Source organism: Nitrosopumilus piranensis (assembly GCF_000875775.1).
In the GTDB taxonomy this organism is placed as follows: domain Archaea; phylum Thermoproteota; class Nitrososphaeria; order Nitrososphaerales; family Nitrosopumilaceae; genus Nitrosopumilus; species Nitrosopumilus piranensis.
Window position 1 is genome coordinate 290,273 of the sequence record NZ_CP010868.1, and the last position, 23,497, is coordinate 313,769.

General features: G+C 35.6%; 28 protein-coding genes. 17 read left to right on the forward strand and 11 right to left on the reverse strand.

From position 1 onward, the window contains the following. Window positions 1-40: 40 nt before the first annotated feature. Entirely contained in the window at window positions 41-691 is a 651-nt protein-coding gene (locus NPIRD3C_RS01605; protein WP_148702540.1) for a Snf7 family protein, read from the forward strand. 47 nt (window positions 692-738) lie between these two features. Here NPIRD3C_RS01605 and NPIRD3C_RS01610 read toward each other — a convergent pair whose 3' ends face one another. Both NPIRD3C_RS01610 and NPIRD3C_RS01615 read right to left on the reverse strand, forming a co-directional pair. Continuing rightward, window positions 739-1,911 (reverse strand): glycosyltransferase, encoded by a 1,173-nt coding sequence (locus NPIRD3C_RS01610; RefSeq protein ID WP_148702541.1) that lies wholly within the window; start codon window positions 1,909-1,911, stop codon window positions 739-741. A gap of 83 nt (window positions 1,912-1,994) precedes the next feature. Further along, window positions 1,995-2,261, reverse strand: coding sequence for a Rossmann-fold NAD(P)-binding domain-containing protein (locus NPIRD3C_RS01615; RefSeq protein ID WP_237087689.1), 267 nt, complete (start codon window positions 2,259-2,261; stop codon window positions 1,995-1,997). Between the two features lie 126 nt (window positions 2,262-2,387). Here NPIRD3C_RS01615 and NPIRD3C_RS01620 point away from each other — a divergent pair, with 126 nt between their 5' ends. Beyond that, a complete protein-coding gene (locus NPIRD3C_RS01620) occupies window positions 2,388-2,768 on the forward strand; it encodes a hypothetical protein (RefSeq protein WP_148702542.1) in 381 nt (126 codons plus the stop codon). Window positions 2,769-2,771: 3 nt separating this feature from the next. Then, a complete protein-coding gene (locus NPIRD3C_RS01625) occupies window positions 2,772-4,316 on the forward strand; it encodes an ABC1 kinase family protein (protein ID WP_148702543.1) in 1,545 nt (514 codons plus the stop codon). 3 nt (window positions 4,317-4,319) lie between these two features. On the opposite strand, the gene hsp14 is transcribed toward NPIRD3C_RS01625, so the two are convergent. Together hsp14 and NPIRD3C_RS10935 are read right to left on the reverse strand one after the other, a co-directional pair. Then, entirely contained in the window at window positions 4,320-4,700 is a 381-nt protein-coding gene (gene hsp14 / locus NPIRD3C_RS01630) for an archaeal heat shock protein Hsp14 (protein WP_148702544.1), read from the reverse strand. A 66-nt stretch (window positions 4,701-4,766) separates the two neighbouring features. Continuing rightward, on the reverse strand, window positions 4,767-4,889 hold the full coding sequence (locus tag NPIRD3C_RS10935) for a hypothetical protein (protein WP_255464618.1): 123 nt from the start codon (window positions 4,887-4,889) through the stop codon (window positions 4,767-4,769). Between the two features lie 100 nt (window positions 4,890-4,989). Between NPIRD3C_RS10935 and tmk the strand changes: the two genes are divergently transcribed. Genes tmk through pyrH form a run of 3 tightly spaced genes read left to right on the forward strand, consistent with a single transcriptional unit; the run spans window position 4,990 to window position 7,483 of the window. Then, complete coding sequence (gene tmk, locus NPIRD3C_RS01635) at window positions 4,990-5,571, forward strand: dTMP kinase (protein WP_148702545.1); 582 nt, start codon at window positions 4,990-4,992, stop codon at window positions 5,569-5,571. After that, on the forward strand, window positions 5,568-6,803 hold the full coding sequence (locus tag NPIRD3C_RS01640; protein ID WP_148702546.1) for an HD domain-containing protein: 1,236 nt from the start codon (window positions 5,568-5,570) through the stop codon (window positions 6,801-6,803). Before tmk ends, NPIRD3C_RS01640 begins: the two co-directional genes overlap by 4 nt. Further along, on the forward strand, window positions 6,800-7,483 hold the full coding sequence (gene pyrH / locus NPIRD3C_RS01645; protein ID WP_148702547.1) for a UMP kinase: 684 nt from the start codon (window positions 6,800-6,802) through the stop codon (window positions 7,481-7,483). The genes NPIRD3C_RS01640 and pyrH overlap by 4 nt, the downstream gene beginning before the upstream one ends. 2 nt (window positions 7,484-7,485) lie before the next feature. Here pyrH and NPIRD3C_RS01650 read toward each other — a convergent pair whose 3' ends face one another. Then, a complete protein-coding gene (locus tag NPIRD3C_RS01650) occupies window positions 7,486-7,836 on the reverse strand; it encodes a hypothetical protein (protein WP_148704084.1) in 351 nt (116 codons plus the stop codon). A 69-nt stretch (window positions 7,837-7,905) separates the two neighbouring features. Between NPIRD3C_RS01650 and NPIRD3C_RS01655 the strand changes: the two genes are divergently transcribed. Next, the gene (locus NPIRD3C_RS01655) at window positions 7,906-8,457 is read left to right on the forward strand and encodes a hypothetical protein (protein ID WP_148702548.1); all 552 of its coding nucleotides are present in this window, start codon (window positions 7,906-7,908) and stop codon (window positions 8,455-8,457) included. A 252-nt stretch (window positions 8,458-8,709) separates the two neighbouring features. On the opposite strand, the gene NPIRD3C_RS01660 is transcribed toward NPIRD3C_RS01655, so the two are convergent. The 4 genes from NPIRD3C_RS01660 to NPIRD3C_RS01675 all read right to left on the reverse strand — a co-directional run bounded on the left by NPIRD3C_RS01660 (window position 8,710) and on the right by NPIRD3C_RS01675 (window position 11,402). Then, a complete protein-coding gene (locus NPIRD3C_RS01660) occupies window positions 8,710-9,357 on the reverse strand; it encodes a Dna2/Cas4 domain-containing protein (protein ID WP_148702549.1) in 648 nt (215 codons plus the stop codon). Between the two features lie 33 nt (window positions 9,358-9,390). Next, complete coding sequence (locus NPIRD3C_RS01665) at window positions 9,391-9,627, reverse strand: hypothetical protein (RefSeq protein WP_148702550.1); 237 nt, start codon at window positions 9,625-9,627, stop codon at window positions 9,391-9,393. A gap of 10 nt (window positions 9,628-9,637) precedes the next feature. Next, on the reverse strand, window positions 9,638-10,675 hold the full coding sequence (locus NPIRD3C_RS01670) for a V0D/AC39 family V-type ATPase subunit (protein WP_148704085.1): 1,038 nt from the start codon (window positions 10,673-10,675) through the stop codon (window positions 9,638-9,640). Between the two features lie 61 nt (window positions 10,676-10,736). Next, on the reverse strand, window positions 10,737-11,402 hold the full coding sequence (locus NPIRD3C_RS01675) for a hypothetical protein (protein ID WP_148702551.1): 666 nt from the start codon (window positions 11,400-11,402) through the stop codon (window positions 10,737-10,739). Window positions 11,403-11,531: 129 nt separating this feature from the next. On the opposite strand from NPIRD3C_RS01675, the gene NPIRD3C_RS01680 reads away from it, so the two are divergent. Then, a complete protein-coding gene (locus NPIRD3C_RS01680; RefSeq protein WP_148702552.1) occupies window positions 11,532-13,094 on the forward strand; it encodes an ammonium transporter in 1,563 nt (520 codons plus the stop codon). A gap of 107 nt (window positions 13,095-13,201) precedes the next feature. Further along, entirely contained in the window at window positions 13,202-13,978 is a 777-nt protein-coding gene (locus NPIRD3C_RS01685; protein ID WP_148702553.1) for a sulfurtransferase, read from the forward strand. Window positions 13,979-14,193: 215 nt separating this feature from the next. Here the strand turns inward: NPIRD3C_RS01685 and NPIRD3C_RS01690 are convergent, their stop codons facing one another. Beyond that, window positions 14,194-16,293 carry a V-type ATP synthase subunit I gene (locus NPIRD3C_RS01690; protein ID WP_148702554.1) on the reverse strand — a complete coding sequence of 700 codons (2,100 nt, stop codon included), beginning with the start codon at window positions 16,291-16,293 and terminating at the stop codon, window positions 14,194-14,196. 72 nt (window positions 16,294-16,365) lie between these two features. On the opposite strand from NPIRD3C_RS01690, the gene NPIRD3C_RS01695 reads away from it, so the two are divergent. From NPIRD3C_RS01695 to NPIRD3C_RS01715, 6 genes are all read left to right on the forward strand, one after another. Further along, window positions 16,366-16,980, forward strand: a complete 615-nt coding sequence (locus NPIRD3C_RS01695) for a V-type ATP synthase subunit E (RefSeq protein WP_148702555.1) — start codon at window positions 16,366-16,368, stop codon at window positions 16,978-16,980. A gap of 1 nt (window position 16,981) precedes the next feature. After that, complete coding sequence (locus NPIRD3C_RS01700) at window positions 16,982-18,760, forward strand: V-type ATP synthase subunit A (protein WP_148702556.1); 1,779 nt, start codon at window positions 16,982-16,984, stop codon at window positions 18,758-18,760. Next, window positions 18,757-20,142 carry a V-type ATP synthase subunit B gene (locus NPIRD3C_RS01705; protein ID WP_148702557.1) on the forward strand — a complete coding sequence of 462 codons (1,386 nt, stop codon included), beginning with the start codon at window positions 18,757-18,759 and terminating at the stop codon, window positions 20,140-20,142. Before NPIRD3C_RS01700 ends, NPIRD3C_RS01705 begins: the two co-directional genes overlap by 4 nt. 4 nt (window positions 20,143-20,146) lie before the next feature. Next, complete coding sequence (locus NPIRD3C_RS01710; RefSeq protein ID WP_148702558.1) at window positions 20,147-20,776, forward strand: V-type ATP synthase subunit D; 630 nt, start codon at window positions 20,147-20,149, stop codon at window positions 20,774-20,776. Between the two features lies 1 nt (window position 20,777). After that, window positions 20,778-20,909 carry a hypothetical protein gene (locus NPIRD3C_RS10940; protein ID WP_255464619.1) on the forward strand — a complete coding sequence of 44 codons (132 nt, stop codon included), beginning with the start codon at window positions 20,778-20,780 and terminating at the stop codon, window positions 20,907-20,909. A gap of 67 nt (window positions 20,910-20,976) precedes the next feature. Next, window positions 20,977-21,267, forward strand: a complete 291-nt coding sequence (locus tag NPIRD3C_RS01715) for an ATP synthase subunit C (RefSeq protein WP_014964025.1) — start codon at window positions 20,977-20,979, stop codon at window positions 21,265-21,267. Window positions 21,268-21,302: 35 nt separating this feature from the next. On the opposite strand, the gene pyrI is transcribed toward NPIRD3C_RS01715, so the two are convergent. Then, on the reverse strand, window positions 21,303-21,764 hold the full coding sequence (gene pyrI, locus NPIRD3C_RS01720; protein WP_148702559.1) for an aspartate carbamoyltransferase regulatory subunit: 462 nt from the start codon (window positions 21,762-21,764) through the stop codon (window positions 21,303-21,305). 41 nt (window positions 21,765-21,805) lie between these two features. Between pyrI and pyrB the strand changes: the two genes are divergently transcribed. Together pyrB and NPIRD3C_RS01730 are read left to right on the forward strand one after the other, a co-directional pair. Continuing rightward, window positions 21,806-22,735, forward strand: a complete 930-nt coding sequence (pyrB, locus tag NPIRD3C_RS01725; RefSeq protein WP_148702560.1) for an aspartate carbamoyltransferase — start codon at window positions 21,806-21,808, stop codon at window positions 22,733-22,735. Between the two features lie 50 nt (window positions 22,736-22,785). Next, window positions 22,786-23,496: an LON peptidase substrate-binding domain-containing protein gene (locus NPIRD3C_RS01730; protein ID WP_148702561.1), complete on the forward strand. Its 711-nt coding sequence runs from the start codon at window positions 22,786-22,788 to the stop codon at window positions 23,494-23,496. Window position 23,497 lies beyond the last annotated feature (1 nt).

The window sequence follows — 23,497 nt, forward strand, 5'->3', positions numbered from 1 at the left end:
TTTACACCTTGCATTAAGACTAAATTTCTAAATCCAAATTATGCCAAACTTCGATAAGACTTGGGCTCGACAAGAGACCCAAAGCGTAACTGGCAAACTCCGAGAAGCAGTAAAGCCTCAAGGTGCATTAAAACCACGAATTCAAACTGCAGTAAACAAACTACAGATCCAAATCTCAAAAATGGACTCTATGTTAGGCAAACTGCACGAAAGAGATGCGCAACTCTTTCAGAGAGTCGTGACTGCAATGCAGCAACATGATACTAGCACAAGTAGAGTTTTGTCTAACGAATTAGCTGAAATTCGTAAAGTTACAAAGATGCTCGGCAATGCAAGAATGTCATTAGAACAAGTCCAACTAAGACTCACAACTATTCATGATCTTGGTGATGCTATGGTGGCAATTGGACCAGCAATGTCTACAATGAAGGGATTGAAGTCATCGCTGGGAAGATTTATGCCAGAAGCAGACTCAGAATTGAATTCCATGACACAGACACTCAATGGACTTATGATGGATTCACTTGCAGGAGACTCATTTAACATGGAGTCTGATGTTTCTAGTGAAGAAACAGACAAGATCCTACAAGAAGCATCTGCAGTAGCTGAGCAACAGATTGGTGATAAATTCCCATCTGTCCCATCTTCAACTGGACTTTCGTCAGGAACCTCTACTTCTACCTTTGAGTAGTTGGGAAAAGACGTAAGTTATTCTTTTTATTTTAATTTCTTTAAAAATCAGTTTAGTAGTTTTTCTTTAAATGTAAATTTTTTGTTTAATACAAAATTTCCAAATGCTGCAGTAATCACTGCTAAAATTAATGCCAATGGGTATGAAATTTCTGCATTGTCTACTAGAGTAAATACCATCCCTAGTTGAACTAAAGCGCCCAATGAACTAAACATTGCAAACTTTCCATATTGAGAAACTGTCTTCTTAATTCTAAAGTTTCTATCTCCAAATGTCCATGCTTTGTTTAAAATAAAATTAGTTGTAATTGATGCAATTATTCCAATCACATTTGCATGCAGATACCACATATCAGAAATTCCACCTGCAAACAGTAATGAAATCATGTAATTTACTATGAATCCTGAGGCACCAACTGTGTAAAATCTAGCTGCTTTTGATAGAAATTTTACTGAGGAACGTTTTTCTTGTTTCTCTACTGGTTTCCCATATCTATATAATTTCCAAACCGACTTGTAATAATCCAATATAGTTTTCATTCCTAATTTACTGGAACCAAATTCTCTATCTTGAAATGTATATGGAACCTCTTTGATGTTTACTCCTTTTGTTTTTACTAATATTTCTAAAAGAAACTTGTAACCTATGGCATCAAAATTTAATCCTTTAATGATATTTCTTTTAAATGCAAAGAATCCAGACATTGGATCTTTGGTATCTATTCCTAATCCTTTTTTTGCAATCAATGTTGCAAATTTACTAATAATTTTTCTCTTAAACGACCAACCTTGAATCTTTCCACCATTAATGTACCTTGAAGCAACTGCAATATCATATTGATATTTCTTTATTGACTCGATTAATTTTGGAATAATTTGTGGAGGGTGAGAAAAATCACTATCCATTATTACAATGGTATCTCCTTTTGCTTGTTGAATTCCATTAAGAATTGCTGAACCTAATCCTTTCTTTGCTTTTCTATGGATAACTTCTATTGTATAATCCGCCATTTTTTTGACATTTTTTAAGTAATCTTCAACAATTTTTCCGGTTCCGTCAGGTGAATTGTCATCTACTATTATGGTTTGAGTAACAAAATTTTTTGGTAAATTATCTTTAATTGATTTTAAAATTTGTACAATATTTTGAGATTCATTATAAGTTGGAATTATTATTGAAATCTGAGCATTATTTTCTTGTATATTCTCACTTGATTGCATTTACTCGCCTCAAAATTAAATTGCTATTAAATTTTTAACTTGTTTTTTTGTGCCTAAACTCTGTTTTTTCTTCACTAATGACACTATCTTGATTTTTGCCATTTGATATTCTTCATAATGACATCTTTTCTCTCTCCAATTCTATCTTTGTAATGTAAAAGATCCTCTATTCTGATCTTGATTTCATCATCAATTTCTCTTGTTCTCTTAAATCCTAATTTTTTTAATTTGTCATGATCAGCATTACAGTAATGTTTTTCAGACTCTGGTCTTGGGTTTTCTTTACTTTTTATCTCAACATTTAGTTCTTTTTCATTAGCATTTCTTTGAACCTTTTTTGCAATATCCATTACAGGCTATCAAAGATTTGACTGTCAAAGTAAAACAAAAGATTCACTCTGAAATAATTACAGTTTATTCTAAATAGGCTTGACATTATACCGTAAGATTATAAGCAATTACTAGATCTTGCGATCATGCCAAGGGATGAGATTGAAGTCCCAAAGGAATTACGTGAATTCATGCTAGATGGAGCTGAAGAAACTATCCTTGGACAAAAAAATGGTGCACTAAAACAATATCGTTATGGAAATTTACACATTAGAGAATATGATGATAAATTTCTAGTACATACTGATAAAATTGATCCAAGAAAAGATCCTGTGGGTCATCTTGTATATGATGCACCAGAAATTTTGATTGGTTTAGCTTGTGCAATATTTAGTGGAAGTAAAATCACAAAATCTGTATTTAATAATTCAAAAAAACTTTCTATAACATCGGGATTGATATCATCAATTCTTTCAGGATACATTGGATACGTTGCATCAAAAAAGGTCAAAACTTATTTGGAGTAAGTTATGTCTGCTGGAAGAACAATTCATGTATTAATCAAACTCCTACCCTCTATTCTTGCTCTACGTAAAGACAGAAAAAAATGGGTACAACAAGAAAAAAATACAATAGATTCTGAGCAATTTAGAAAAAATGCAAGAAAGGCTCTTGATACTTTTATTTCCTTGGGACCTGTATACATCAAGCTAGGTCAATGGTTGTCATCACGAGCAGATATCTTGCCTCAACCATATCTTGAAGAATTATCAAAATTACAAGATAGTGTTCCCTCTGCACCATTTGAACAAGTAAAACCAATTATTGAAAAAGATTTGGGACCAATTGATGATACATTTGATGATATTGATACCAACTCCATATCTGGTGCATCTTTAGGTCAAGTTTATCGAGGCACTATTTCTGGACAGCAGATTGTCATCAAGGTAAAAAGACCAGGTATTGAGAAAATTGTACGAGAAGATCTCAGGGTCTTAAAGAAAATTTTACCGTTGGCTTTGAGATTTGTTGATCCCAATCTAAGATATTCAGCAAAAGCGATGCTTGCCCAATTCATCGAAACTATTCGTGAGGAGATGGATTACACAAATGAATCTGAGAATCTCAAAAAAATCAAACAAGACATGGAAAATAACGACAAAGTAATTGTTCCTTCAGTTTATGATGATTATTCTTCAAAAAATGTTCTGACTATGGAGTACCTGCCTGGAATCAAAGTTACAAACGTGCAGGCACTTGATGAGAAAGGAGTTGACAGAGAGCAACTCGTAATTGATGTTCATAAGGTCTTTTTTACAATGCTTCTCAAACACTCTCTTTTTCATGCAGACCCCCACCCAGGAAACATTTCAGTTACTGATGATGGGAAATTGATCCTATATGATTATGGAATGGTAGGGCGAATAAATAATGAAACCCGATACAAACTCATCAGGCTATATCTTGCTCTAGTTGAAAAAAATCCACCTAGAGTAGTTAACGCAATGGCAGAACTGGGAATGCTTACACCTGGATATAATAGACAAGTTATCGAAAAAGGAATTGAACTATCAATTCGTGCAATGTATGGAAACAAACCTGATGAGATGGAAGTTCAAAGTCTGATGGAGCTTGCAAATCAAACCATGAGTAAATTTCCTTTTGTTTTACCAAAGAATCTTGCCCTTTACATGAGGATGGCATCAATTATCGAAGGAATTTACAAAACACATGATGTTGATTTCAAGTTTGTCAAAGTTCTAAGAAATATTCTGCAAGAAGAAAATATGATCCCAAAGGCTTACGTTGAGGAATTAAAGATCTCATTTGAAAAATTCTCAAAATCAATTGAATCTGCATTACGATTAGGACCTGAAATGGAAAAATTTATGGCCGAATCTGAAATCTTTATGCAGAAAAGAAAACCTATAGTATTTCTTAGTGCAAGTATTTTTGCATCTGCAGTTTTTATTGGCTCAGTAGTTATGTATCAAACAAATGAAACTCTTGGGATTACTGGAATGATTACATCTGGTTTGATAATGATAGGCTCTTCAATCTTTAGGAAATACTAGTACCTATTCTATTGAGATATCTTTTCCTTTCTTAGTTACTGGAATCACCAGTGTCAAAACACCGTCTTCATATTTTGCTGAACTAATTTTTTCTTCACCTTGTCTGATATCGATTGGAAGTCGTATTTTTTTATCAATAATGTTTGGTCTCTGTTTTGAAATTAGTGATTTAGACTCTTTCTTATCTATTTCCTTGCATGCTTGAATTGAAAGTATATCTCCACACAATGTCAGCTTGATGTCTTTTTTTGCAAATCCCGGGATGTCGATGATGACTTTGAGATTATCAGAACTAAGATACATGTCAATTGGTGGTAAAACAAACTCGTAGAACTCTCGTGATTTATTTCCAATCTCTTTGATCACTTCTTTTACTAATCCCATTTCGTGTTATGTGGTAAATTTTTAGTTATAAATCTTAATAGAAATATTGGTAAAAAACAAAAAAGTTTAGGATGATTTTGAGCCTTCTAAAACTCCTGAATCGCCATGAATTCTGTCAATATGCTTTGAAAGATCATCTTTACTCTCAAAAACTGATTCACAATAAGGACATGAGATTTCTTCAGCCATAGACTTAATTCCTTTTAGCAGATATTAAACAATTCGTAAATTCTCACAAAAACTGCTTTGATAGATTTTTAATCAATTACTTTCTCTGTTTTGATAACTTATGATAATTGTAATTGAGGGTGGAGATCAAGCAGGAAAGCTAACACAGTCAACTATGCTAGAAAAGGCACTTAAAAAAAGGAAAATTAAAACTAAATTGTTTCATTTTCCAGACTACAAAACACCTGTTGGAAAAGAGATTAGAAAATATCTTGATGGAAAAAGAAAGTTTCCTCCCCAAGTCATTCACTGTCTTTTAGCTGCAAACAGATGGGAAAAGCTAGATCAAATCTTAGATGCACAAGAAAAAAACTCTGTTCTAATAATGAATCGATACTATCAGTCAAATCTTGTATATGGATTGGCAAATGGAATGAAGCAAAAATGGCTAGAAACTTTGGATGAAGGACTACCAAAGGCAGATCTTGTAATTTTGCTTGATGTGACTCAGAAAGAATCCTTTAGCAGACAAAAAACTAACAGAGACAAATTTGAAAAAAATGAAGAATTTCTTAGAAAAATTTCTAAAATCTATAAAACAACCGCAAAGAAAAAACGCTGGAAAGTAATTGACGCATCAAAATCTAAAGAAGAAGTACACAAAGAAATCATGAAAACATTTTCAAAGAAAATAGGATTATGAAAAAAAATTATCTAGACATAATAGATCCCATTCATGATTTTATCAGAGTATATGACCATGAACTATCAATAATTGACAATTCGATTTTTCAGAGACTAAGAAGGATAAGACAGCTATCTGGAGCTCATCTGACATATCCGGCAGCTCAGCATACAAGATTTGAGCACTCCCTTGGAGTTATGCACATTGCAAGTCAGGCAGGTCATGCATTAAATGAAAAAGGATTTCTCAAATCCGATGACATTGAAATTCTTAGATTAGCCGGTCTCTTACATGATATTGGTCATGGTCCTTTCTCGCATCTATTTGAAGAGATAATTCAAGAAAAGAAAATCTCTCATGAGGACTTTGGAAAAGAGATTATTTTAAAATCTGAGATTGGTGATATCTTGACAAAAAATGGGTTTGATAAAAAACTCATAACAAAAATTGCGTTTGGTGATTCAAAATTTCAATACCTCAATGAGATTGTATCCGGTGCTCTCAGTGCAGATATGATGGATTACTTACTTCGAGATGGTTATTTCACAGGAGCAGAGCACGCAAAAATTGATCATAAGAGAATTACACAATCCCTTGATGTTCATCAAAAGAAACTTGCTTTGGAGCGCTCTGCATTATACTCCTTTGAATCAATGATGCATTCAAGATATCAAATGTTCAAGGCAGTCTATTTTCACAAGACTGTAAGGGCAGCAGAAGTTATGTTACTTGAAGCATTAAGATCTTCAGATGATGAATTTGGTTTTTCCACTTTTAATCTAGATGAATTCATTCAACTAACAGATGAATACATTCTTTCAAGTCTAGTTTCATCAAAATCTTCTAAATTAAAACGGGCAAGAAAGTTTGCACAAGACTATCAAAACAGGAAATTACTCAAATGTGTGTTTGAGAGTATTCTGACAAGCAGAAAAAATCTAAAGAAAATAAAAACTACTGATCTTAGAGATGCCATTTCTAAAAAATCCAAAGTAGCAGAAAACGAGATCTTCGTTGATAGCTCAGTCACCCCCTCAATTCCACTTGCACCCTCAAAAAATGAGTCAAAATCTATTATTTTGATTACAAGTGATAATGGAAAATCATCCGCAAAAGAGATGCCTATATCAGAGATACCTGTGGTTTCAGCGATTTCGGGATTTATGAATATTCTTAGAATATACACCTATCAGAAGAACAGAAAAAAAGTTGAAATTGCCGCAAAATCCATCATTGGTGAACTAGAATGAAAAAGAGAATCGTAATCAAATTATCTGGCCGAGTTTTTGCCATGGATAATGTCAAACTCTTAAAAGATTGGGCACAATTTCTAGTAAAAATTAGCAAGGTCTGCCAGCCAATAATCATTACTGGTGGTGGAAACATAGCTAGACACTACATTAATCATGCAAGATCTTCAGGAGCTGATGAATCAACTCTTGATGAATTGGGAATTGAGATTTCCAGACTAAATGCAAAACTGTTGATTTATGCTCTCAAAAACAAGGCATATTCTCATCCTCCAACTACCTTACAAGAAGTTAGACATGCAGTAGATGATGGATTAATTGTTGTAACAGGAGGATTGCATCCTGGTCAAAGTACCAATGGAACCGCAGCATTGATTGCTGAAAAAGTAAAAGCTGAACAATTTCTTAATGCCACTGATGTTGATGGAGTCTATGACATGGATCCAAACAAATTCAAAAAAGCAAAAAAATTCAAACGAATCGAACTAAAAAATCTCAAAAATATGTTAATTCATGAAGACTCAGTTGCAGGAGGATATGATCTGATGGATATAGTTGCTCTAAAAATTATTGAGCGCTCAAAAATCAAAACAAGAATTCTCAAAGCCAACCCAAAAATTATTGAAAAAGCCATTAAAGGCGGTAATATGGGAACTGAGATAATTATTCCCTCAAAATAATTTTAGGATTCATTTTGAATTGTAGGTCTAGTCTGAGACCAAATCTGAATCTCTTTTCCTTTGTACTCATCCATTCCTGATTCTCTGAGTTTTTTGTAAATTGATAGGGCTTCTTCCTTGTCTACTGCCTTTGATTGAGCCTTGGTATATCCATCCTTGTCTACAATTATGGCAACATACCCTTCTTCTGAATTGATTACAGCAGTAAAATCTTCATCTCCAACAGGTTGAAAATTACCATCAACTTTCTTTGTAGTCAAAGTTAGCATCCCAAATCCTGCTGCTTCAAACATCTTCATTTGAGATTTTCCTGCTCTTTGTTTTCCTTGTTGTACTGCTTGAAAGTACTGCATAATTTTTTCTCCCTCCAATGGTATAATAACTATCTCAACATTTAAGATATCTAGAGAGTTTATAAAATTATGAACCCAAAGATTTTTGTTGGAATTGCAATTGCAGCACTTGCTGCTATTTTGGGTGGAATACTACTTGTGGGGCCTTCAATAGATCTAGAATCCCCAGAACAAATTTCTAATACTAACATTCCACAAGTTCAACCAATTCAAATCGAATTAGAGGAAATTAATGTCTCAAAAATCTCAGAGCGTTCTGCTACAATTGATATTGCATTTAAAATTTCAAATCCTAATACTCGTTCTATGATTGTCACAACCATGGACTATCAATTATTTGAAACAGGGTATTCTGAATCTGAACAAATTGGTGGAGGTCAAATTGGACACAGAGCTGAAGGGATGGTGGAGTTTGGTTCAAATTACTATACTCTACTTGGTGAAAATTCAATAGTTCTGCGAGATGAAATTGTGTTGAAAAATTCTGGTAATACTCCTGAACTGTGGTCTGCTTTGGAATCTAATACCAATACATGGAGAGTTTCAGGTAATGTGTTTTACAATTTGAGTTCTATGACAAGCGGACAAGAAAACGAACTTCGCTTTGAATTTACTCAGTAAATTCCAATAGTATCATAAAATTATAAAATTATGATAATTTGTTTTTAGTGACAAAATATTGGCAAAGTTATAAAAGCTATATCATTGGGATTTTATCAAATGGCAGAAGCAGGAATGGCCGCATATGGCGCAGCAGCAGGAGTCGCAATTGCACTAGCAGTAGTGTGTTTCGCTCTTCGTGGTAAAGGACACCCTGAACCACTAGAATAATTAAAGGAATTTTTCCTTTACAATATTTTTCATTTATCTAAACTAATCTTTCTTACTCAAACCTAGCATTTCTGAGAGAGACGTCTGCTTGGTGTTCTTCTTTTTTGTAAAACATCTCTCATAATATTGGCATTCATTGCACTCAGTGGATGGCTCTAAGATTGGTGTCTTTTGCTCTTTGAGTAAGTTGTTGAGAACTCTAACTCTACGTATAGTATCTTCAAACATCTTTTTGTTACGTGTTAATGAAAATGTTGTCTCTTTTCTATCTCCTGTGATGTATATAACAATCCCGTCTTCTTTGTCATATATCCACATGCATGCATTAAGATACAAAACATCACTTGCATGAGGATTTTCTAATTCCTCAGTAGCAGATCTGAATAAGAGGATTGCATCATCCACAATCATATCTGCCTGCCCTCGAAGTTTGATATCGTTAATATCAAAATCCTTTGGGTCACTTCCATATTGTAATTTTCTTAATAATCCTGAAAGAAGTTCATTGAATCCCCTTCTTTCGATTTCCTGAGGTTCTATTCTGTCATAGTATGAGCGCCTCATACACCTAACCACTTCTGGAAGGTGGATAGTTTGAATGTCTTTAGAATCTATATCGATCTCTAACTCATTTCCAATTGATTTTAAGGCGTTTTGAATAGTAGTTCTATAGTCTCTGTCTCCCATCATAATGCATTACCTTCTCTCATCATCTCTTAAGGTTTAGCTCATAATCTTAGTGATTGCCTTTGAAATCCTACCTGAAAAAGCAAGCGTAACAAAGTGTACTCCAAAGCCAATAACTGCTCCAATTACTAGTTCTCCTGTCATAAAGTAGATCCCTAAGAATAATCCCAATGGAGGCAATGTGAAAATCATTGCCAAAAATGAACTTACCCAGATTGTATTTACTAAAACTTCAGCAGAAACATCGGTTTTTTTCTTTGAAGGATTAAACATCTCAGAATTCCTATTCTTCTTCTAGGATTAATTTTGACATTGTTGTCTCAGTTGGAATCTTTTGCTCAACTGCAAAAGCAATTGCTGCCAGGTTCCTTACCTCAAATGCTGTTAATTTGGTAATCCCTACAATTGTTGCAAAGCTAAACATCTTTGTAAATGATCTAAGTGATGCTTTGTAAATTTGCATCTCAAATGCTCTTTCAAATTCTGCAATTGCATCTAACTCGTTTTCAACTTGTGGGACAAGTTCTTTGTATTTTGTACTAGATAGTTCATTGAATGCATCTCTTACCGTTCCAGCTGCCATCATTCTTCCAAGCAATTCTCTTGCAGGTGGACTAGTAGAAATTATCAAGTCTTGAATCTGGTCTTCTTGTAACCCCCAGAACTTTCCTCTAATGACACTAAGAATATTGTAAAAGTCGATATCCATTGCAACTAATTTTGTTGCCTCTTTATCAGAATAATTTTTCATCGCGCCAGCCAAATATTGATATAAAATTTTATCAAAATATGTGTCAATAATCTGGACATTCTTTTTCTCATTGTATAGTGCTGCAGCCTTTGCAATCTCTTCTCCAAATTGAGCAGAGTTCAAACTTGCAACTGCCTCCTCAAAATCTTTGGCAACTAAAGCCTTGACAACAATATCTCTTTGTTTGATTAATTCTTCTGCGTGAAGATTAACATGAGTCTCAATCTCTTCTTGTGATTTTCCAAGTACCTTGCCTTTGAGAATTAGTTTCAGATTTGAAACAATAAATTTCATGTAATATGCATCAAGAACTCCAGAGTTTCCTGAAGTTTTTGCAATAGAATAATGGATATCTGCTAGTTTGCTTCTTAGGGCATTTTCAATGCTTTGAGAAGTAAATGGTTTTTGAACATCGGCTACTGCCTCTCCATAAACGGTATTTTTGATTCTAGTCATCAACTCTTCCAAGTCCCTAGATTCTGCTAATGTTTGAAAATCTGCTTTTGTCAGTAATTTGCCTCTTTTGCTGTAGGCCTTAACAGAAGCATAGACATTCTTAGAACCGCCCATTTCGATCAATCTCAATAGGCAACTGATTTTAATGTTTGGCGATCTAGTCTAGGAACAAATTCTAAGTAATTTTATCAAGGAATTTGATGGCATCCTCTTTTTCCTGTTTTGATAGTTTGACAAAGGCAGATAGAATCTCCTTTTGAATAATCAATGATTCATCTGAAATATCTCTTAGTTCTGAGAGATCAAATGGAAGAAGTTCCTTTATCTTGTTATCGCAAAATGCCTTGACATACTTCTTGAAAATTGAATATGTGAAATTTGGACTGGTCGCCAAAAGACTAGATAGGATTTTTTCAAACTCTTTTTCTTTAGGTTCAGACTTTGCAAAAAATTCTGCTAGCAAATTCTCCCGATTTTTAATGTCATTTATTGAAAGAGCAATCAAAATGCCTTTTTTTGTTAGGTGATAATATGGAATACCTTTTTCCTGAAGGGCTTTAGGTCCTCTTTGAAGAGGCAATCTCCCATCTTCTTCGGCAATTCCCATTGGAAGAAGAATCTCATCTAGATCGCGAAAAATACCTGAATAGATATTCTTCCACGCAATTCCTTGTTTCTCTGCCATTTTTTGAGATAGCCCTGTTCTGGTTCTTTCAGCAGGATTAGCATTGCTTGCAAGAATTCCGATGATCGCTCTTTGTCTTTGTGCTTCCCCTGTCAAGTCCTCTCCTTTGGTCTTGAAAGTATCAAAAATTGCTAGTTTAGTATTTGATTTTCCCATATTCGTATTCCCTTAGCATAATTTTCATATTTTATGTTACTATCAGAATATACTAAAATATAATAATTTACTTTATTGAATATTTTGGAGTTTCCAACCCTTAAATAAAATCCAATTTCGATAAATTCAATGAATTCTAGGAACTACAAGTATGCTCTATTACTTGTAGCCGCAGTATCCATCACAGCAGCAGGTGCTATGTCACAGGCATATGCACAAAGTGTTGAAGATGGTATGGACGGATATGTCAAAGGAACCAGTGGAATTTACACTGGCAATCCTAACGAGTGTTGGTTTGATGATGGCGAAGGTGGCATGCTACCTTGTATGATTGATACAGGTGATACAGCATGGATGCTTACAGCAACATCAATGGTACTCTTCATGTCTCCAGGTGTCGGTTTCTTTTATGGCGGTTTAGCCAGATCAAAGAATATCGTCAACGTACTTGGTATGACTCTCATTGTTATGGGTCTCATGTCAGTACAATGGGTTCTATGGGGATACTCACTAGCATTTGGTAGTATTGACAATGACGCAAACCTATTCATGGGTAACTTAGATTATGTTGGATTCAACATGGTATCTGCTTGGGCACCGTTAGGTGAAGTAGGTCCTTGTCACGATACATGGTCTGCAGCTTATCAGATGAATGAGTTTAAGGAAGGCGATTACTGTAGTCAAGGTTGGCCAGGTACTGTACCTCACCAACTATTTGCAATGTTCCAAGCAACATTTGCAATTATCACACCAGTTCTAATTATTGGTGGATTGATTGACAGAATCAAATTCAGCGCATTGATAATATTCGTACTCTTATGGGGAACCTTCGTTTATGATCCAATAGCACATTGGGTCTGGGGAGGAGGATACATAGGAGGAGGTTCGTTAGACCTTGATCCAAATCTATCACCATCGTATGCATTAGACTTTGCAGGTGGTACTGTAGTACACATTTCTTCCGGATTCGCTGCATTGGCAGGAGCCTTAGTCCTTGGCAGAAGACTTGGATATGGCAAAGTGCCAATGGAACCACACAACATCCCAATGGTTGTCCTCGGAGCAGGTATACTGTGGTTTGGATGGTTTGGTTTCAATGCAGGAAGTGAAGTAATGGTAGACGGCATTACCGTCAGCGCATGGACTGTTACAAATACAGCAACTGGTATGGCAGCAATTACATGGGTCCTTATGTCATGGGCACATACAGGAAAACCAAGTATTGTTGGTGCTGCATCAGGTGTAGTAGCAGGATTGGTAGCAATCACTCCAGCCTCTGGTTGGGTAGGTCCAATGGCCGCAATTATAATTGGTATTGCAGCTGGTGCAATTTGTTATGCAAGTGTATCACTTAAGAACGCACGCAAGTGGGATGACGCATTAGATGTATGGGGAGTACATGGAATGGGTGGTCTTACAGGTGCAATTTTGACTGGTACATTAGCAAGTCCACATGTATGGGATACTGGAGACGGTATTGGTGCATGGACTGGCACTGCAGAAGGAATGGAACAGCAAGCAATCAGCATTATTGCAGCAGCAATGTCAATTGCTTATGCATTTGGTGTAACCATTGTAATTCTCAAGGTAATGGATGCCGTATGGCCTGGCGGAATCAGAGTCACTCCTAAAGAAGAGGAGATTGGTCTCGATTTGGCTCAGCACGGAGAAAGAGCATACGTAAACGAATAGAAAAAACCCTTTTCTTTTCTTCTTTTTATTATTCACTCTCTAATCAATGATTTAATGCATTTTGTCATAAATCAAAGAAATTAATTTGATTGTTCAAAGTCTATTGTATGTTAATTTCTACATCTGAACTAAATTCAATTCTAAATAATACTAATGTCATAATAGCTGACACTCGCTCTTTCAAGGAATACTTTGAAGGCCATATTCCAGGAGCAGTTCATTTAGACTTGTTTGCATTTCATTGGATTGATACTACAAAACAAGGAATTGAAAATTTCAACAACCAGTCAAAATCTTTGTTGTCTTTTCTTGGAGTAACTCCTGAAAAAAAAGTTATCTTTTATGATTCAGTTTCTGGAATGCTTTCAGCTAGAGGTGTTTGGATGTTGATGTATTTTTCTCATCCAAGCGTTATGATGCTTGATGGCGGAATAACAAAATGGCAAAAAGAAAATCTTCCACTTGAAACAAAACCAAATGGTTTCAAGCCATCTGAATTTTCAGGAAAAACTAATCCTGAGATAATTTCAGGATTTGAACATATTCGGGATAATCTTGAAAATGCGAAAATACTAGATGCTCGTTCTGCTGGAGAATATGATGGTAGTACTGTCCGTGCTGCCCAATCTGGACACATCCCAAATGCAATCAACATTGATTGGAATCAGAATCTCAAAGAAGATGGGACTTTCAAAAGCGATGAGGAATTATCCAAAATATATGATTTTCCAAGAGACACTGAAATCATAACTTATTGTCAGGGGGCATACAGAGCTGCCAATACATTTTTGGTCTTGAAAAAACTTGGATTTGAAAATGTCAAAGTCTATTTGGGTTCGTGGGGAGAATGGGGAAATAAAATGGAACTTCCTGTAGAAAAATAAAATCATGTTTAAAATTTTTAGATCCTTTATCTAAAATCACCTCAAGTATTCTTTATGGGATTTTTAAAGAAACTCAAAGATACTACTGAAAAAGGCATTGAGAAAGGAACTGATCTTGGCAAGAAAGGCGAACTTGGAACCAAGGGATTTGAGGAAACCAAAGATGCTGCCTAAAAAAGATTCTATAAAGCTAAAGGAGACTATTTTTCTAGATTTTATTTTCTTTTCCAAATGAATTGATTGTAAATCAACTCTGGTCTAATTTGTCTAAATGGTTGTGAGCCACCTACATACCACTTTGTGAAGAATTCATACAAGTGCAACCTGAGAGACTGAATGTATACGATTAATCCTTCAATCATCATAATTCCTAAATTACCTCCAATTATCATTGCCATTGCAGCACCTGATGATGCTCCACCAAGTGAGGTGAATGCATTGTTTACTGTCAGCAGCAGCGCTGCATGTACCAATAACATAATTCCAAGTCTAGCATAACTAATTGTATGAGCTAAACTTTCTACTGTCTTTCCAAGTAAGACTTCCATGATGACACTTGCTGGATCTGCTCCATCTTCTGGATGCTTTTTTGCGTGCATCACACCACCGACCATCATGATTACCATTGATGCAATTACTGTGATTACTGCAATTCTAGTTACAATCCAAACTTGTGCCCATTCGCCTAAGAACATTGTAACCCATGGAACTGGTTCTGTGTGAACTTTGGAATACATGTTCATTACATCATATTGAGAACCAATTGCACACATCATGATAACTACAATTCCACCATAAAGTGTAATGTTTGGAATTGCTTCAGTAAACATTACCATCTTGTGTCCTTCTTTAGCTAATCTGATAATTCTCAAAACCATTGCCCAAACAAGATGTACAATTCCTAAGAATAATGAAACTTTGAGGATATCAATTACTTGCTCAAATGTTAACTCTGCAACACTTAGGATTCCTACTAACCAGCTAACAGAATGTAATGCTCCACCTTCTTCTAACAATCCTTCAAATGGACCCATATGATCAATGTGATAACCAAACGCTTCTCCTGCACCAACACCAGCTATTGCTGCTGCTGCACCAGAGATTGCAATGAGCATTCCCCATCTTGAAAGTTCACCTTGTCCCTTTACTTTGAATAAAAGTCCCATTCCCATGAGTAACAATCCGTGACCCATATCTGCAAACATCAATCCGTAGAAGATTGGCCACATAAGTGCAATCATTGGTGTTGGGTCTGGCTCACCATGCTTTGGGATTCCCTGACTTTTTGTAATTACTTCAAATGTTCTAACGAATCTCTTATTGTCAAATAATGTTGGGATTTGCTCCTTTAGTCTTGGGTCAGTAATGTCTTCTACAACTGATGTCCATTGTTTGGTTGAGTCTTTGAATTTTGATTCCATCTTTGCTGGAATGAATCCCTGAATTACTGCAAAATTTTTGGTCCCACCTGGTTTTCTCAGAGTCTCAAGAACATCTTTTGCAACCATTGCTTTTTCATGAATAGATAAAATATCGCGTCTACTTTTCTTTGTTAATTTTGCTAACTGTTTTTTGATTTTTGCTTGTTTTTCAGTTAGTTCCTTTATTTTTGATTCAGCAAGTGCATATGCCTCACTAGGAACTTGTGGAAATCCCTCTGGAATTTTAAATGAATTGGAATTGAAACTTCTTAGGACTTTGAGAACTTTTTCAGAATCTTTGGTATCAGAAATTACCAAAATTGCAGATTTTTCCTTGCTATCCAAATCATATTTGTAAATTGTAATGTCTTCAAGAGAGCGACTAATCTCTTCATAGTCTGCAGTATCAATCACAAAGAGATTTGTGAAAAAGTACTTCATTAAACCAAATCCAGAAATATCCATGTTTAACTTCTTGATGATTTCTAAAGTCTCTTTGAGTGAAGTGTATTCCTCAATTGATGTTCTTGTGTTTGCAGCATCTTCAAGTAATTTTCTTGGTTCCTCAATAATGGATGGTGCCTCTTTTTCCAAGTCTGCAACCATCTCTTCAATTTCATTAATCTCATAGTCTTTTTTCTTGATTACAGTTCCTTTGAACATAATCTCCATAATTCCTACTGTTGGTGGAATTCCCATTCCTTTGACTACATCGTCAATTGACTGAAATGTTTGTTGTGCTTTTAACAGAAGATCGTCAATTTCAGGTGTTACCAAATCATTTGCAGAATCAACTTTATGATACCACTCAAATTCAGTTAATCTCGAAATTGCTTTTGGAGATTCACTTCTTGGCAAAATTACGCTTCCAAGTTTCAGATCGGCTGTTCCCAAGACAAATTTTGGGTATTTTCATTGAGTTTAATATCTTTCTGATGGCATCTTTCCCAAACATTAAAATCTATTATGGATGAACGGCACCCATTGGCATCTAATTCTTTAGAAGTTACAATTGATAAAATTCTAAAAAATACCGAAAATGATGTCCTTTCAAATATCAAGTCTGCTCTTGATGAGTCACAACAAAATCTTGATGATTCTATTCCTAAATTAGAAAGTGAGTATGATAAAATCCTCTCAGATGGCAAAAAGGAAGCCGAAAAAATTGAAAAGCAGATTATCGGAAGTGCCGATATTGAGGCTAGAAACAAGCAATTAATGGCATTAGAGGAGGCAGTTGACAAGGTATTTTCTAAAGCACTCGATCAAATTGCAAATGCTGATCGCAGTGGTGATTATTCTAATCTGATTAAAACTATGATTGAAGAAGCAACTCAAATTTTGGGAACTTCAGAAATTACAGTTTCTACAAATGCAAAAGACAAAGACGTAGTTCAATCAACTTTATCACAATTCTCAGGAGCTGAAATGTCTTCTGAAACAATTGATTGTCTTGGTGGAATTGTTGTAAAATCAAAAGATGGTGCAATGACATTTGATAATACCATTGATGCAAGAATTGAACGTCTGAAGCCTTTAATAAGGAAAGAGATTGCATCCAAATTCGGGGTAGGAGAATAGAATGGTAGCTCAAGGTAGAATTGTTTGGGTAAGTGGTCCTGCAGTTAGGGCCGATGGTATGTCTGAAGCAAAGATGTACGAAACTGTAACTGTTGGAAATTCAAAATTAGTTGGCGAAGTAATTAGATTAACTGGAGATGTAGCATTTATCCAAGTTTATGAATCAACAAGTGGATTAAAGCCAGGTGAACCTGTAGTTGGTACTGGAAACCCACTAAGTGTTTTGTTAGGTCCTGGAATTATTGGACAACTTTATGACGGAATTCAAAGACCACTAAGAGAATTATCAAAAGCATCTGGTTCCTTTATCGGAAGAGGTATTACAACTACTCCAGTTGACATGACCAAAAAGTATCACTTTGTCCCATCCGTTAGTAATGGTGATGAAGTTGCAGCAGGAAATGTAATTGGAATTGTACAAGAGACTGATCTTATTGAGCACTCTATTATGGTTCCACCAGACCACAAAGGTGGAAAAATTTCAAACTTGGTATCAGAAGGAGATTATGATTTAGAAACTGTATTGGCAACAACTGAGAAAGACGGTCAAACTGTTGAACTCAAAATGTATCACAGATGGCCTGTAAGAAAACCACGTCCATACAAGAACAGATATGATCCTACAGTTCCATTACTTACTGGTCAACGTGTAATTGATACATTCTTCCCAATTGCAAAGGGTGGAACCGGCTCAATTCCAGGAGCATTTGGAACAGGTAAGACTGTAACACTACACCAAATTGCAAAATGGGCAGATTCCCAAGTTGTAGTTTACATCGGTTGCGGTGAAAGAGGAAACGAAATGACAGAAGTACTTGTAGAATTCCCACACCTCAAAGATCCACGTAGTGGAAAACCACTCATGGATCGAACTGTACTTGTTGCAAATACTAGTAACATGCCAGTAGCAGCAAGAGAGGCAAGTATCTACACTGGTGTAACAATTGCAGAATATTATAGAGATATGGGTAAAGACGTTGTACTTGTAGCAGATTCAACAAGTAGATGGGCAGAAGCACTCAGAGAGATGAGTGGTAGATTAGAAGAGATGCCAGCAGAAGAAGGTTATCCATCATATCTTGCATCACGATTAGCAGAATTTTATGAAAGAGCAGGACGTGTTAGAGCATCTGGAAGTCCAGACCGTGATGGTTCTGTAACTTTGATTGGTGCTGTGTCACCATCTGGTGGTGACTTTACAGAACCAGTTACAACTCACACCATGAGATTTATCAAAACATTCTGGGCCTTGGATGCAAAATTAGCATATTCTAGACACTACCCATCAATTAATTGGATGAACAGTTATTCTGGTTATCTTGCAGACATTGCAAAGTGGTGGGGTGAGAACATCAACGAAGATTGGTTGAATCTCAGAAGTGAAGTCTATGGTGTCTTGCAAAGAGAAGATACACTAAAAGAAATTGTTAGACTATTAGGACCTGAAGCACTTCCAGATGAAGAAAAATTAATTCTAGAAGTTGCAAGAATGGTCAAGATTGGTCTCTTACAGCAAAACTCATTTGATGATGTTGACACTTATTGTAGTCCAGAAAAACAATACAAACTAATGAAATTACTAGTTGACTTTTACAAGAAAGGTCAGCAAGCAATCAAAGAAGGAACTCCTCTTGCTGATATTCGTGCAATGAAAAGTATTACTTCAATTCTTAAAGCAAGAATGGATATCAAAGATGATGAGATGCCAAAACTTGATAAATTAGATGCAGATATGCAAGCAGAATTTAAATCAATTACAGGAGTGAAAGTAACAAATTGACAGTAGAAGGCGGAGTTCAATACAGTAAGATTGCAGAAATCAAAGGTCCTCTAGTTATTGTAGATGACGTTGAGAATGCAGCATTTGATGAGTTAGTTGAAATTGAAACTAAAGATGGTGAAAGAAGATTAGGCAAAGTTCTCGAAGTTGGAAATGGTAAAGCCATTGTCCAAGTTTTTGAGGGAACAACTGGATTATCTATCTCTGGAACCAATGCAAAATTTGTTGGCAAAGTTATGGAAATGCCAGTATCAAGAGAAGTACTTGGTAGAGTCTTTGATGGTTTAGGCAGACCAAAAGATGGACTTCCAGATCCAATTGCTGATTCATTTATTGATATTAACGGCGAACCAATGAACCCAGAACAACGTGAATATCCAAAAGATTTCATTCAAACTGGTGTATCTGTAATTGACGGAATGATTACTCTAGTTAGAGGACAAAAACTTCCAATCTTCTCAGGTTCTGGTATGTCTCACAACCTTTTAGCAGCACAAATTGCAAGACAAGCAAGTGTAATTGGTACACAAGATGACTTTGCAGTAGTCTTTGCAGCAATTGGTGTGCAGTACAGTGAAGCAGAATATTTCAGAAGAAGCCTTGAAGAATCTGGTGCTCTTAAGAGAAGTGTTCTATTTCTAAACACAGCAGACGATCCTGCAATTGAGAGAATTATTACTCCTCGTGTAGCATTAACTGTTGCTGAATATTTGGCATTTGAACTAGGAATGCATGTTCTGGTAATTCTTACAGATATGACAAACTATGCAGAGGCACTAAGAGAGATTAGTGCAGCAAGAGAAGAAGTACCTGGAAGAAAAGGTTATCCTGGTTATCTTTACACTGACCTTTCAACAATTTATGAAAGAGCAGGAAAATTAAATGGAAAGAAAGGAAGTGTCACACAAGTTCCAATCTTGTCAATGCCTTCAGATGATATTACTCACCCTATCCCTGACCTTACTGGTTACATTACTGAAGGACAAATTGTACTTGGTAGAGATTTGTTCAGACAAGGAGTATATCCACCAGTAAACATCTTGATGAGCCTTTCAAGATTGATGAAAGACGGTATTGGTGAAGGAAGTACCAGAGCAGACCATGGTGAAATTTCTAATCAAGTTTATGACGCATATTCTAGAGCACAGGAAGTTAGAGCACTTGCAGGTATTGTAGGTAAAGCAGGACTTACTGAAATTGATTTGAAATACATGGATGTTGGTGATGTCTTTGAAAATGAATTCCTCTCACAGGCAACTGATGAGAATAGAACCATTGAAGAGACACTTGGTGTATTATGGAAGATTGTATCTAAACTACCAAAGAACGAAATTACAAAAATCAAAGATAAATACGTAGATCAATATTACAAGGAAGAGTAGCAAAATGTCGTTTGGACAAAATGTTGCTGCCACAAAAATTGAACTTTTCAAATACAAAAAATCTAGCCAAGTAGCCGTAATGGTTCAGAAAATTTTAGATGATAAACGTAAAGTTCTTCTAAAAAACATTGAGGAGATGATTGAGGAAGCCTCAAAAGCAAGAGGTGGAATCTGGGAACCACTCCAAGACATCTATAGTTCTGTTAACGAGGCATATCTTGCATTAGGAACTTCAACTGTAGACTCTGTTTCTGAATCTACCCCTGCTGTCATGGAAGTAGATGTTAATGTTCGAAGAGTAGTTGATGTAAAAATTCCTGCACTAACTGTAACTGAAAAAGATACAAAATCAATGCCATATGGATTTGCCGATACAAACTCCTCTATTGATAGAGCAGCAAAACAGATCAAAGAACTATTGCCAAAAATATGCAAAGCTGCAGAATATGAAAACTCTATCTTCAGTCTTGCAAAAGCATTAGAAAAGACTCAGAAATTACTTAACGCCCTTGAAAATGTAATTATTCCTCAATATCAACAAAAGGTGAGATTCATTATTGCTACCCTTGAGGAAAGAGAAAGAGAGGAATTCGCAAAGTTAAAAAAAGTCAAGGCTAAGATGGAGAGCAGGTAAAATGGCAAAAGAAGAAATTAAAAAACTAGTTGAAAATTCAAAGAAGACATTAGATGCAGATTATGATAATTTTGTAAAATCTGTTAATGATGATTTGACTTCTTTCAAAAAGAAAACTTTAGATCGAATTTGAGAAAATTATCCCAACATGATTTAAATATGGACCCAGTGGAGCCACATCGTAAATGAAAACTATCGTCATGTTACTTTTGGCAGCATCAGCAATTTCAATTCTAGGTTCAACTGGAGTTGCATTTGCAGCAGAAGATGGTGCATCTAGTGGCGACTCGATGAAACTCCTTGGTGCTGGTTTGGCCTTTGGTATTGCAGCAGGTGGAGCAGGCATTGGTCTTGGTCAAGTAGGTGCAGCAGGTCTTGCAGTCATTAGTGAAAACCCAGCTTTACAATCTAAGGTATTCATCTTCGTAGGTATGGTCGAATCAATCGCAATCTACGGTATAGTTATGATGTTTATCATCTTAGGACAATAGTCCTACTACACACATTTTTCAATTTTTAAAATTTTTTAATTATATTTTAGTTGGTTTACATCCAGTACTCTTGCACAATATCTGCACTTGAGAACAGTTCCTTCTTTGTCAATTACATCCATGATTGACTCTATGTGCTCAGTACTGTTTGTAATACAGTCTGGATTTGAGCATCGAAATATCTTATCAATCTCATTTGGTAGTGATACTCTTCTCTTCTCAACTAACTTGTAGTCCTTGATCATGTTGATGGTTGCCTTTGGTGCAATTACTGCAATCTTGTTGGTATCATCATCTTTTAGAAACTTGTTTTCTACTTTGATGATATCTTTTTTCTTAAACTTGCCACTTGGGACATTCAAGGCAATGGTGATTAAACTACCATCTTTACCGTCTATTCTCAATGCATTGAGCACTTGAAGACCCTTACCCTCATCTATATGGTCAATTACAGTGCCTTCTTTGATTCGTCGAACCATAAGTTCGGACTGTTCCATCAGAATACTTTGTATACCCACCTGTATATATCATTGAGAGCATGAACGAGTTCTACCAAAAAGACATAATCTCAATTAAGGACTTTGGCAAGGATCAACTCGAAAAAATCTTTGCATCTACTGATAAAATAATGCAGCTGAGTCCCTCTGATAGAAGAGAGATTTGCAAGGGAAAGACATTGGCATATTTATTCTATGAACCAAGTACTAGAACTCGTCTAAGTTTTGACTCTGCAATGGCATCAGTTGGTGGAAATTCTTTAGGAATATCTGATACAAATTCTTCATCAACCCAGAAAGGTGAAAGCCTAGCTGATACCGTTAGAATAATGTCGATTTACTCTGATGTACTGGTCTTACGACATACCCTTGATGGCTCTAGTAGATTTGCAGCTGAAGTTTCAGACAAACCTGTAATCAATGCTGGTAGTGGTACAGAAGAGCACCCAACTCAGGCAATTCAAGACTTGTTTACAATTAAAAAAGAAAAGAAAAAGATTGATGGACTAAAGATTGGAATTGTAGGTGACCTAAAGTATGGAAGAACAGTTTACTCTTTGCTATATGGACTTGGAAACTATGATGTTGATGTACACCTGATTTCTCCAGAATCATTAAGAATAAGATCTGATTCTACTTATGAAATCAAACAGAGATTAGACTATAAAGAATCTACAAACATTGAAGAGCACATAGATGAATTAGATGTTCTTTATGTTACAAGAATTCAAAAGGAGAGGTTCCCTGATGAAGAAGAATATCTCAAGGTAAAGGGAAGTTATGTTGTGGGATTAGATTTGCTAAAACAAATGAAAGAAGACAGTATAATTTTACATCCACTTCCAAGAATTGATGAAATCTCACCAGACATTGATAAGACAAAAAATGCAAAATACTTTGAGCAGGCCGAATATGGAAAACATACTCGTGCTGCTTTGTTAGGCTTGACATTAAATGAGAACGGTTTTTAATTTTTAGAACATCCGTATTCCATATATCTAGAGACGTTTCAATATGATTATTGACAGAAACTAAAACTATTCCGATATTTCCTCTTGATTTAGTCTTGTTTCCTAGACAAGAGTTGCCACTGCGAATATTTGAGCCTAGATACAAACAGTTAGTTGATGATTGCATGCTAGGCGATGGTCAGTTTGGTGTATGTCTAATTGATGAACAAAATTCTGTAAATGGCTGGAATGCTCCAAAGCAGATAGGAACAATTGCAAAAATCACAAAATGTGAAGATGTGGAAATTGATGGCTTACAACTGCACATTGAAACATTAGGACGAAATTCATTTAAAATTAAAAAAATTATTCCTCCAACAATTCCTCAACCTGAAAACTATGATCCACTCTCTGTTGAGGGTCATCAACAAATTTCTGAAATGCATGAAAAAATTGGAACTGAGGAAAAAATGTACATTCAAGCAGAAGTTGAAATGATTCCAGAAATCGATGAGAATATTTCTCTTGAACAGTGGGAGAAGCTTGTAGAGTTGTGGAAAAAGAAGATTGTAAAACAGGCATTGCCGCAGGTAGTTGAACCGCACTCACTTGATCATGTTTTAGAACAGTACTATCTTACAACTGATACACCTACTATTGATTACATTTACTCGCTTTCTGCACTTGGAGCAAAGGATCCCAATGAATTACAGCCAATTTTGGAGTCAACAACAATGGATGAATTGATTCAAAAGGTTGAAGAATTGCTGACAATAAAATAAC

Excerpts from the sequence above, each read along its gene's own strand:
- NPIRD3C_RS01605 (WP_148702540.1), top strand. The coding sequence starts at position 41 with ATGCCAAACTTCGATAAGACTTGGGCTCGACAAGAGACCCAAAGCGTA.
- NPIRD3C_RS01610 (WP_148702541.1), bottom strand. The coding sequence starts at position 1,911 with ATGCAATCAAGTGAGAATATACAAGAAAATAATGCTCAGATTTCAATA.
- NPIRD3C_RS01615 (WP_237087689.1), bottom strand. The coding sequence starts at position 2,261 with ATGGATATTGCAAAAAAGGTTCAAAGAAATGCTAATGAAAAAGAACTA.
- NPIRD3C_RS01620 (WP_148702542.1), top strand. The coding sequence starts at position 2,388 with ATGCCAAGGGATGAGATTGAAGTCCCAAAGGAATTACGTGAATTCATG.
- NPIRD3C_RS01625 (WP_148702543.1), top strand. The coding sequence starts at position 2,772 with ATGTCTGCTGGAAGAACAATTCATGTATTAATCAAACTCCTACCCTCT.
- hsp14 (WP_148702544.1), bottom strand. The coding sequence starts at position 4,700 with ATGGGATTAGTAAAAGAAGTGATCAAAGAGATTGGAAATAAATCACGA.
- NPIRD3C_RS10935 (WP_255464618.1), bottom strand. The coding sequence starts at position 4,889 with ATGGCTGAAGAAATCTCATGTCCTTATTGTGAATCAGTTTTTGAGAGT.
- tmk (WP_148702545.1), top strand. The coding sequence starts at position 4,990 with ATGATAATTGTAATTGAGGGTGGAGATCAAGCAGGAAAGCTAACACAG.
- NPIRD3C_RS01640 (WP_148702546.1), top strand. The coding sequence starts at position 5,568 with ATGAAAAAAAATTATCTAGACATAATAGATCCCATTCATGATTTTATC.
- pyrH (WP_148702547.1), top strand. The coding sequence starts at position 6,800 with ATGAAAAAGAGAATCGTAATCAAATTATCTGGCCGAGTTTTTGCCATG.
- NPIRD3C_RS01650 (WP_148704084.1), bottom strand. The coding sequence starts at position 7,836 with ATGCAGTACTTTCAAGCAGTACAACAAGGAAAACAAAGAGCAGGAAAA.
- NPIRD3C_RS01655 (WP_148702548.1), top strand. The coding sequence starts at position 7,906 with ATGAACCCAAAGATTTTTGTTGGAATTGCAATTGCAGCACTTGCTGCT.
- NPIRD3C_RS01660 (WP_148702549.1), bottom strand. The coding sequence starts at position 9,357 with ATGATGGGAGACAGAGACTATAGAACTACTATTCAAAACGCCTTAAAA.
- NPIRD3C_RS01665 (WP_148702550.1), bottom strand. The coding sequence starts at position 9,627 with ATGTTTAATCCTTCAAAGAAAAAAACCGATGTTTCTGCTGAAGTTTTA.
- NPIRD3C_RS01670 (WP_148704085.1), bottom strand. The coding sequence starts at position 10,675 with ATGGGCGGTTCTAAGAATGTCTATGCTTCTGTTAAGGCCTACAGCAAA.
- NPIRD3C_RS01675 (WP_148702551.1), bottom strand. The coding sequence starts at position 11,402 with ATGGGAAAATCAAATACTAAACTAGCAATTTTTGATACTTTCAAGACC.
- NPIRD3C_RS01680 (WP_148702552.1), top strand. The coding sequence starts at position 11,532 with ATGAATTCTAGGAACTACAAGTATGCTCTATTACTTGTAGCCGCAGTA.
- NPIRD3C_RS01685 (WP_148702553.1), top strand. The coding sequence starts at position 13,202 with ATGTTAATTTCTACATCTGAACTAAATTCAATTCTAAATAATACTAAT.
- NPIRD3C_RS01695 (WP_148702555.1), top strand. The coding sequence starts at position 16,366 with ATGGATGAACGGCACCCATTGGCATCTAATTCTTTAGAAGTTACAATT.
- NPIRD3C_RS01700 (WP_148702556.1), top strand. The coding sequence starts at position 16,982 with ATGGTAGCTCAAGGTAGAATTGTTTGGGTAAGTGGTCCTGCAGTTAGG.
- NPIRD3C_RS01710 (WP_148702558.1), top strand. The coding sequence starts at position 20,147 with ATGTCGTTTGGACAAAATGTTGCTGCCACAAAAATTGAACTTTTCAAA.
- NPIRD3C_RS10940 (WP_255464619.1), top strand. The coding sequence starts at position 20,778 with ATGGCAAAAGAAGAAATTAAAAAACTAGTTGAAAATTCAAAGAAGACA.
- NPIRD3C_RS01715 (WP_014964025.1), top strand. The coding sequence starts at position 20,977 with ATGTTACTTTTGGCAGCATCAGCAATTTCAATTCTAGGTTCAACTGGA.
- pyrI (WP_148702559.1), bottom strand. The coding sequence starts at position 21,764 with ATGGAACAGTCCGAACTTATGGTTCGACGAATCAAAGAAGGCACTGTA.
- pyrB (WP_148702560.1), top strand. The coding sequence starts at position 21,806 with ATGAACGAGTTCTACCAAAAAGACATAATCTCAATTAAGGACTTTGGC.